Origin of the sequence: Chryseolinea sp. H1M3-3 (assembly GCF_029360725.1) — a bacterium.
Taxonomy (GTDB): domain Bacteria; phylum Bacteroidota; class Bacteroidia; order Cytophagales; family Cyclobacteriaceae; genus Chryseolinea.
Genome location: NZ_JARKMY010000002.1, coordinates 1,179,766 through 1,188,719, shown reverse-complemented (window position 1 = coordinate 1,188,719; position 8,954 = coordinate 1,179,766). Strand labels below are relative to the sequence as shown.

At 45.6% G+C, this 8,954-nt stretch carries 6 protein-coding genes; 4 read left to right on the top strand and 2 right to left on the bottom strand.

Features of this window, described 5'->3' with window-relative positions:
* The 3 genes from P2W71_RS12480 to P2W71_RS12470 all read left to right on the top strand — a co-directional run.
* The coding region (locus P2W71_RS12480) for a hypothetical protein (protein WP_276371453.1) at positions 1-206 on the top strand (206 nt) is incomplete at its 5' end.
* A 287-nt stretch (positions 207-493) separates the two neighbouring features.
* On the top strand, positions 494-889 hold the full coding sequence (locus tag P2W71_RS12475) for a hypothetical protein (RefSeq protein WP_276371450.1): 396 nt from the start codon (positions 494-496) through the stop codon (positions 887-889).
* A 954-nt stretch (positions 890-1,843) separates the two neighbouring features.
* A complete protein-coding gene (locus P2W71_RS12470; protein ID WP_276371447.1) occupies positions 1,844-4,264 on the top strand; it encodes an ABC transporter permease in 2,421 nt (806 codons plus the stop codon).
* A 26-nt stretch (positions 4,265-4,290) separates the two neighbouring features.
* On the opposite strand, the gene P2W71_RS12465 is transcribed toward P2W71_RS12470, so the two are convergent.
* Together P2W71_RS12465 and P2W71_RS12460 are read right to left on the bottom strand one after the other, a co-directional pair.
* A complete protein-coding gene (locus P2W71_RS12465) occupies positions 4,291-4,737 on the bottom strand; it encodes a VOC family protein (protein WP_276371445.1) in 447 nt (148 codons plus the stop codon).
* 115 nt (positions 4,738-4,852) lie between these two features.
* Positions 4,853-5,806, bottom strand: coding sequence for an RraA family protein (locus P2W71_RS12460; protein WP_276371442.1), 954 nt, complete (start codon positions 5,804-5,806; stop codon positions 4,853-4,855).
* Positions 5,807-7,462: 1,656 nt separating this feature from the next.
* Between P2W71_RS12460 and P2W71_RS12455 the strand changes: the two genes are divergently transcribed.
* Positions 7,463-8,944 carry a mandelate racemase/muconate lactonizing enzyme family protein gene (locus P2W71_RS12455; protein ID WP_276371440.1) on the top strand — a complete coding sequence of 494 codons (1,482 nt, stop codon included), beginning with the start codon at positions 7,463-7,465 and terminating at the stop codon, positions 8,942-8,944.
* The last annotated feature ends 10 nt before the right edge of the window (positions 8,945-8,954 follow it).

Genomic DNA, 8,954 nt, shown 5'->3' with positions numbered 1-8,954 from the left:
TGGCTACACATATGTATAACCGGAAGTTCAATATGTATAGTCACGTGTACAATATGTATAACGTGACTACAAAGATGTATAACCTGACTAACAATATGTATAACGTGAAATACAATATGTATAACCTGAAGTTACAGATGTATAACGCGGTGCCAAAGATGTGTAGCCTGACTACACAGATGTATTTTCACGTGTACAATATGTAAAACGTGAAAATCAATCGGTGTAAGATGAAAATTAAAATGATTTTGAGGGCGCAATGGGGTCAAGATGTTTCCCTGCCTTCTTTACATTCAATTCACGCCCGGCATTCAGCAAGGAACCGTCGAAGGTCCTGTGGCCGCTAATGCCTGATTTCCAAGGCTTTTTCTCAGTGCCGGCCGGTCTCCGCTGTTTTATCCATCAAAAATTCTTTTGACCTCATCCAAATTCCCAGCCGGGTGGAATGACCGCTGTTATGTTTGAATCATTATTCACTTAAACCCCTTCTTATATGAAGAACAAAGTTAGTCTCCCGGGCAGCTCCAAGGAATTATTGGACCTGGCCAAAAAAGTGCAACAAAAGCACAACGCAGAAGGTACAGCGTCGCCTTTAAGTACGCTGGATTGGACCGTCATTGGTCCGCTGATCGACAAGGTTGTCGCCGCACACGATCGTGCAGAAGCCGCGCGCATTGAAATGCATCAAAGCTTCCAGGAGCGCAACCTGAACTTGCCCGCGTTACGCGATGCCATCCGTGGTTTCCGCGATGCATTGTCGGGCAAGTACATGCGACAGCGTCGCGTGTTGGCGCAATGGGGATTTGCTGTGCAGGATGTCAAACCGACAACGCCGGCAGAAACTGAAGAGCCAGAGGAAAGCGGTGATCGGGTAAGCGGTAATCGGTAAGCGGTTATCGGTAACCCACTGCCTAGTGCGTGATGCGTTGTATTTTTGTGTTAAAAAAAGGAGCTTCGTGCTCCTTTTTTATTTGTTGAAGTTTCCAGTCAGAGATGCCAGTAACTATGGTCGCTTACTCCTAACGCCGACCACTTCCTTTTAAATACAAATAAGCGCAGAAAACGCGGAGGTGATACCCGCTGAGATACAGAGATTTCGGTCGAGCCTCTCTGCGTGCATTTTCTCCGCGGTTATTCCTCCGCGTTCGCTGCCGTTAAAAAAAACCTTTAAGACGTACGTTAGAACTTTATATTATCTAACGCCTAGCCAGCAAATACAAATAAGCGCAGAAAACGCTGAGGGAATACCCGCTGAGATCCGCAGAGATCTTGGTCGAGCGGCTCTGCGTGGATTTTTTCTCTGCGTGTATTCCCTCCGTGTTCACTGCGGTTAAAAACCTTTAAGACGTAGGTCAGAACTATTTTGTGAAAGTTTTCACTAACACAACCTTAAATCAATATGGAGGAGGTAAGTAGTGATCGGGTAAGCAGTGATCGGTTCGCTCGATCGAAGTTTGTGCAGGTTTTATGAATCACGCAAAGGCGCCACGGCGCAAAGAGTGACAAGGAGGTAATATGATGTTGAGGGCTGGTCGGGTTTGAAGGAAAGGGTAGCGGTGTTCGGTAGTGGGGCGATCTTATGCGTGTTGGATTCTTTTAAAACCAAGCGTCGCTTTCAACATCATATTACTTCCTCCTCGCCCTTTGCGCCGTGGCGCCCTTGCGTGATTCATAAAACCCTGCACAATCGTCAATCGAGCAAACCGATTACCGCTTACCCGATTACCGATAACCGATTACCGATCACCTTTACAAGAGTCCGAATATTCAAAAAATTAAAGTAACCTATTGGCCTTTGCTTGCGTCTAACACAAATAGCATACTCCAGCCAAAATAAAACTCTATGCTCCGAAACTACCTAAAGACTGCCATCCGCAGCTTGCTTCGCCACCGGTTTTTTTCTTTTATCAATATTTTTGGCCTTGCCGTAGCCATGTCGATCTGCATGGGCATCATGATGCTGGTAGCCGATCAGATGAATCACGACCGTTACAATACAAAAGGCGACAGGATCTTCCAGGTCACTACGCTTGAAGCTGATAGTGTGGACAAAGGCCATAGACCCAGTTCTGCATCTACCATGAAACTTAAAGAGGAGCTGCTGGAAAACTATACCGGTGTTGAAAAAGTCGTGCGTATAAAAAGAGGCTTTGGCAATGGCTGGCTGGAATTAGAAAACCAGAATGTAAACATTCCGCTGGCAGGTTTCTTTGCCGACCCTGAAGTGTTTGAATTTTTTGAATATGAATTCCAGTATGGTGATCCCGCCACAGCACTGAAAGATCCTTATACAGTCGTCCTCACCCGGAAAGCTGCCAACAAACTTTTTAAGGAAGAAAATCCGCTGGGACAAACCATAAAAGTCGGCGATATAGGTACTTTCACTGTTACCGGTGTATTGAAAGAGACTGACAAAAAATCGCATATTGTATTTGAAAGTCTGGCCAGTATGGCGTCCGTTAAAAGCATACTGAATGAGCATGATTATAAAGATGAAATGGACAACTGGACCAACTTCTGGAACGGCTGGACGTACATCATGATAGAGGAAGGAAAATCTCCTGAGGACATCCAACAACATCTCGATAAGATTTACCAGCAGCACATCGGCTCCATCACCAACCCTGGCGTGTACAAAATGAAGTTTAACTTGCACGCGATGCTGGACATAACGCCCGGCCCTATGATGGGCAATCCCATCGGTCCCATGTTACCGTGGGTGTTTGTGTATTTCCTGGGTGGTCTTGCACTAGTCATCTTGCTTACATCGTGTTTTAATTTTACCAACCTTTCCATTGCACGCTCCCTTACGCGTGCCCGTGAGATTGGTGTACGCAAAGTTACCGGCGCCATGCGCGGACAAATCCTCACGCAATTTCTGACGGAGTCAATACTCGTGGCGCTTATCGCACTCGTTAGTGCCATGGGTCTCATGGTTATCATAAAGCCTTTGATCCTTCAACTGAATTTCGCACGGATGTTCCGTTGGGACCTTGAAGCGAACTATGTGGTTTACGGAATCTTTGTTGTTTTTGCCGTCGTCGTAGGCGTACTGGCGGGATTATTTCCCGCAGCTGTGTTGTCCGCATTTCAGCCTGTGAAAGTCCTGAAGAATCTTAACACCATGAAAGTTTTTTCGCACCTCGGGCTGCGAAAGGTTTTGCTGGTAGCACAGTTCACACTTTCACTTTTCTTTATCCTGTCGTTGATCGTGATTCACAACCAGCTTAACCTGTTTGTCAGCACAGACCACGGCTTTAATATGCGCAGCAACATTCTCGTGCGTCTCAACAATACATCGCATCAAACATTAAAGAACGAACTGCAAAAACATAATAACATCACATCGGTGACAGCGACCTCTCATATACCTGCAGCAGGAACATCTTATGGTATTGGATTTAAAAGAACGCTTGAAGATCCGGAATGGAACAGCTTTAGATATTTCCTGGTGGACGAGAATTACCTCGACAACATGAGCATTGAGCTGCTTGCCGGAAATTTTTTCAAAGAGGCAAGTGGCGAATCGAACAAAAATTTTGTCGTCATCAATCAGGAGGCGGTTAAAAAACTTCAATTCAGTTCCGACCGCGATGCCATCAACCAGGAGATCATTGCAGAGCAAGACTCTTCACGAAAGACCATCATCGGTGTTGTGAAAAACTATCATCACAGCGACTTGTTCAGAACCATCGGACCAATGGCGCTGATGTATGACCCGGGCAGGTTTAACCTGGTGCAGGTGTCCTATGCCGGAACATACGAGAATGCAGTTAAGTCGATCGAAAAAGCCTGGTCGATTGTCAACCCCGGATTAAAGGTAGATTACAAAGAAGTTGAATCGGAGATCAACCAATACTATGAAATCTTCTTAGGAGATATAGTAAAAGTGATCGGATTCATTTCTGTGCTGGCCATTTTAATCTCTTGCCTGGGATTGCTGGGCATGGCTACCTACAGTACCGAGACACGCATGAAGGAAATTTCTATCCGAAAAGTATTGGGTTCCAGCAGCACGGCATTGGTACTGCTTTTATCAAAAGGATTTTTAGCCATGCTATCAATAGCCATTGCGTTGGGTGTACCGGCAGCATACTTCATCAACGGCCTTTGGTTAGAACAGATCGCTTATCACACCTCGCTCGACTTACCAGCCATAGCAACGGGTGTGCTGATCCTGATTTTATTTGGCATCCTCACCATCGGCTCACAAACGATTCGCGCTACGTTTGTAAACCCGGTGAAGAATTTAAAGAGTGAGTAAGTAGCTGCGAAACAATCAATACATTTTTACTCAATCACATCGCCTTTCCCGGCATTTGCCGGCCAGTGAAAACAAAGGCCATAGCCGTCAGGATCGGTAATGTTTAAAGCTTTCCAGCCGTAACCGGTGATCGCAGGCTTTTGCAGTTTCAAACCCTTTTCAGTGAGGAACCAATAGGCTGCGTCGGTATCGGGGCAGCCAAAATACAAAACAGTATCACGATGGCTTTCATTGCGTTTTAAATCTGGATGCGATGGCCGGTTTGGTTTTTCATAAGCAGTATTGAGCATCAAATCAATCCCATTAAGTTCTAACAAAACCCAGTCGACATCATCACCTTCTCCGGAAGATTGTACCACCTTGAAGCCAAGAACATCCCTGTAAAAATGTAAAGACGTCGGCATATCAAATACCTGAAGCAACGGTGCCAGTCCTTTCAGGTTTATCGCCTTTGTTTCGACTTGTTCCTTCATAGCCTGATTTTTAGAATGACTGAAAATACTAAAGCGGTTGTCTGCAAGACGCTATCCTAAATATCGGAAACTAGCTGGATGTTATCAACAGCCTCGAATTACTCACCCTCGCTCATCACTTGTTTGCATCCAGGTATTCATTCAACTCTTTTCGTGGCATCGGCAATTCAGCGTCTGGCATTTTGCGCAAATGATCATGAAATTCCTTCGTCATTTGCGGGGTGTAGTTGCTATCAATTTGTCCTGTGGTCCAGTCGCCGGCACGGTTGCGCATAATGCCGTAGGCGTGCCTAAGATTGCCGATCTCTGCTTCCAACACAATCGAACCAACCAGGTACGCCGGAAAAAAGAGTGTTCCGTAGGGACTGGCAAAAACAACGTCGCCAGGTAAAACGGTAACATCCCCTACCCGGATCGGCGCATTGATAGACGTGAGCATCACTTCTGTAAGCGAAGAAGGATGATCGCCCAGTATCCAACCGTTAAAACCTTCTACTTTTTTTATCTCCTGGATATTTCTTACCGTACCCCAAAATACAACACCTCTTTTCGATTTTGAATAAATGGAGTTCGCTAACCGGTCGCCAATAAGCGTTCCCTCTTCAACTTTAGCAAAACCATCGGCAACATAGACATCACCGTCACGGAGCATTTCAATAGGCCATACGTTGGACTGCGCTTTTTCGCCATGTCCTTCTGCGAGTCCTACTTTTCTGATGAGGTCTCCAAAATCAGGACGCAGTGGCATGTACTGCGCGGTAACAACACGGCCGGTCATCACGGTGTTCTTGTCGGGATTGATCATCATCCAGTTTCCCTGATACTGGTTGTTGAATTTATGTTTTCTCAAACCACCCCAAGCATGTGTCAATACGATCTTCTTCAGGCGCTCAAGCAAATTATCCGACACAAAAGGTCTTCCATCGGATAAACGCTCTCCTTTCCACTGGGAGGTTAAAGAGATAATGTATTCCCGATCCATGGCAACCCGGTCGAATTGCGCCTGCGCGGTGATGGTGGTGCAGGCAAAGCCCGCGAAAACTAGAAGATTGAAGATGATGCGTCTCATGATTTTTATTTACAAAGGTGATTTCAAATAGTGTCTCCAAAAATTGAATTATTTTGGTCCTACTATTTACGGAAAATTTACCTTTTGTCAACCTATGTAATTCGGAAGTACGCGACGTTGTTTCCTTTATTATAGTAAAACGTACAAGTCAATACAATGTGTAACGCTTAAGATAAAGATTGTACGCGTATGGAAAGGAAGTGAGTGCTTATAGTTACTGGTGTAAGTCTTCAAGGTTCTTTTTAACCGCAGTGAACGCGGAGGAATGCAACGCAGAGAAAAATGCACGCAGAGCGGTTCGCTGAAAAGCTCCACGATTCTCAGCGGGTATCTCTCAGCATCCGCTGCGATTATTTGTATTCGGAGATGGTACTATAATTTTTCTGGCGTACGGCTTCATGGTTTTTTTAACCGCAGTGTACGCGGAGGAATGCAACGCAGAGAAAAATGCACGCAGAGTGGTTGGCTGAAAAGCTCCGCGATTCTTAGCGGGTATTCCCTCAGCGTCCGCTGCGATTATTTGCATTCGGAGATAGGTACTATAATTTTCAGGCGTATGGCTTAATGGTTTTTTTAACCGCAGTGAACGCGGAGGAATGCAACGCAGAGAAAAATGCACGCAGTGTGGTTCGCTGAAAAGCTCTGCGGTCCTCAGCGGGTATTCTCTCAGCGTCCGCTGCGATTATTTGTATTCGGAGATGGGTACTATAATTTTTCTGGCGTACGGCTTCATGGTTTTTTTAACCGCAGTAAACGCGGAGGAATGCAACGCAGAGAAAAATGCACGCAGAGAGGTTCGCTGAAAAGCTCCGCGATTCTCAGCGGGTATCTCTCAGCATCCGCTGCGATTATTTGTATTCGGAGATGGGTACTATAATTTTTCTGGCGTACGGCTTCATGGTTTTTTTAACCGCAGTGAACGCGGAGGAATGCAACGCAGAGAAAAATGCACGCAGAGTGGCTCGCTGAAAAGCTCTGCGGTCCTCAGCGGGTATTCTCTCAGCGTCCGCTGCGATTATTTGCATTCGGAGATGGGTACTATGATTTTTCTGGCGTACGGCTTCATGGTTTTTTTAACCGCAGTGAACGCGGAGGAATGCAACGCAGAGAAAAATGCACGCAGAGTGGTTGGCTGAAAAGCTCCGCGATTCTCAGCGGGTATTCCCTCAGCGTCCGCTGCGATTATTTGCATTCGGAGATAGGTACTATAATTTTCAGGCGTATGGCTTAATGGTTTTTTTAACCGCAGTGAACGCGGAGGAATGCAACGCAGAGTAAAAATGCACGCAGAGTGGCTCGCTGAAAAGCTCTGCGGTCCTCAGCGGGTATTCTCTCAGCGTCCGCTGCGATTATTTGCATTTGCCACTCAGGATGAGAAATTGAAAAATTGAAAGATTAATGTAGTAGTCCGACCGATCGAATTTTAAAAATAATGTTAGCAAAATGGTGAGAAAGTCATGCTGGTTTACTCCTTGATACTATATGCTTCGGAATATATATGTAGAGACAACCAATTCGTTGTGGTGAACTTCCGGCTTTCCGAATTGATGATGGCTTCAAGGTCATTCAGCGCACATAAAAAAGATTTTTTATAGAGACATTTAATAATGTGAATAATTTGATTTTTATAACTAACACCTAACCTACAATGAAAGTATGAAAAATGTAATTCAGACAATTATCAAAAAAAACAAACAGCGCGAGCAGGAAGCCGCGCTTTCTCGTCAGGCTGAAATGAGCAATCCGTCTACGTCGGATAACAGGCGTAGTTTTCTTAAGAAGACAGCCCTTGGGGGAATATCACTGACCAGTGTTATGGGGTTATCTTTTGAAGATACGATGGCACAGACTACTTCGAAAGTGAACAAAGCATCAAAGCCGTCGGATTTAAAAATAACAGATCTTCGCTACTGCCTCACTGAAGTAATGGGAGGAACCGCCATCATCAGGATCGATACCAACCAGGGTCTCTACGGTCTCGGCGAAGTTCGCGACTATGCTGATCCTCGCTACGCACTCATATTGAAAGGCAGGATCCTCGGAGAGAATCCATGCAACGTTGAAAGAATATTTAAAATCATCAGACAATTCGCGGGACAAGGGCGCCAAGCCGGTGGTGTTTGTGCCGTTGAAATGGCCCTATGGGATTTGTGTGGAAAAGCATACAATGTTCCAGCATGGCAATTATTAGGAGGACGGTATCGCGATACGGTTCGTATCTATGCGGATACACCTGAATCGAAAGATCTTAACGTCTTTAAAGAAAAAGTAAAATTTCGTACCGTCGACCAGGGCTACAGTTGGCTGAAGATGGATGTTTCGATAAACGTGCTCAGAGATACTCCTGGGACACTCGTCAATGAAAAGTTCTGGAAAGGTGGTTCACAGTTTTCTGGTGACTACATGTCTTATGCCAATGCAAAACATCCTTTCACAGGAATTCAGATCACACAAAAGGGATTGGATATCCTGGCACAACGAGTCGCTGATGTGCGCGCAGTTGTTGGCGACGAAATTCCATTGTCAACCGACCACTATGGTCACTTTGATTTAAACAACATGATCAGGCTGGGAGAATCGCTGGAGAAATATCGCCTGGCGTGGTTGGAAGACATGGTGCCATGGCAATATACAGAACAACATAAAAAAATCACGGATGCGCTGGAAACACCAACGTTAACCGGTGAAGATATTTTTTCGCTGGAAGTCTTCAAACCATTGATCGATAACCATGCCGTTGACATTGTTCACCCTGACCTGGCCTCCTCAGGCGGATTGCTGGAGACCAAGAAAATCGGAGACTATGCAGAAGAAAAAGGTATAGCCATGGCGATGCACCAGGCCGGTACACCGATTTCCTTTATGGCAAACGTGCATTGCGCAGCAGCTACTCAAAACTTCCTCGCGCTGGAACACCATTCAGTAGACTTACCGTGGTGGGAAGGTCTCGTGAAAACAACGGACGGCAGAAAGTTAATTGACAAAGGTTATGCTCCTGTTCCCCTCGATGCTCCAGGACTTGGAGTCGAACTGGTGGAAGAAGAAGTTAAAAAACATTTGCACGCCAAGGACAAAACTTATTTCGCGCCAACGAAAGAGTGGGACGACAAACGTTCACACGACCGGACGTGGAGCTAACAGGATTAAG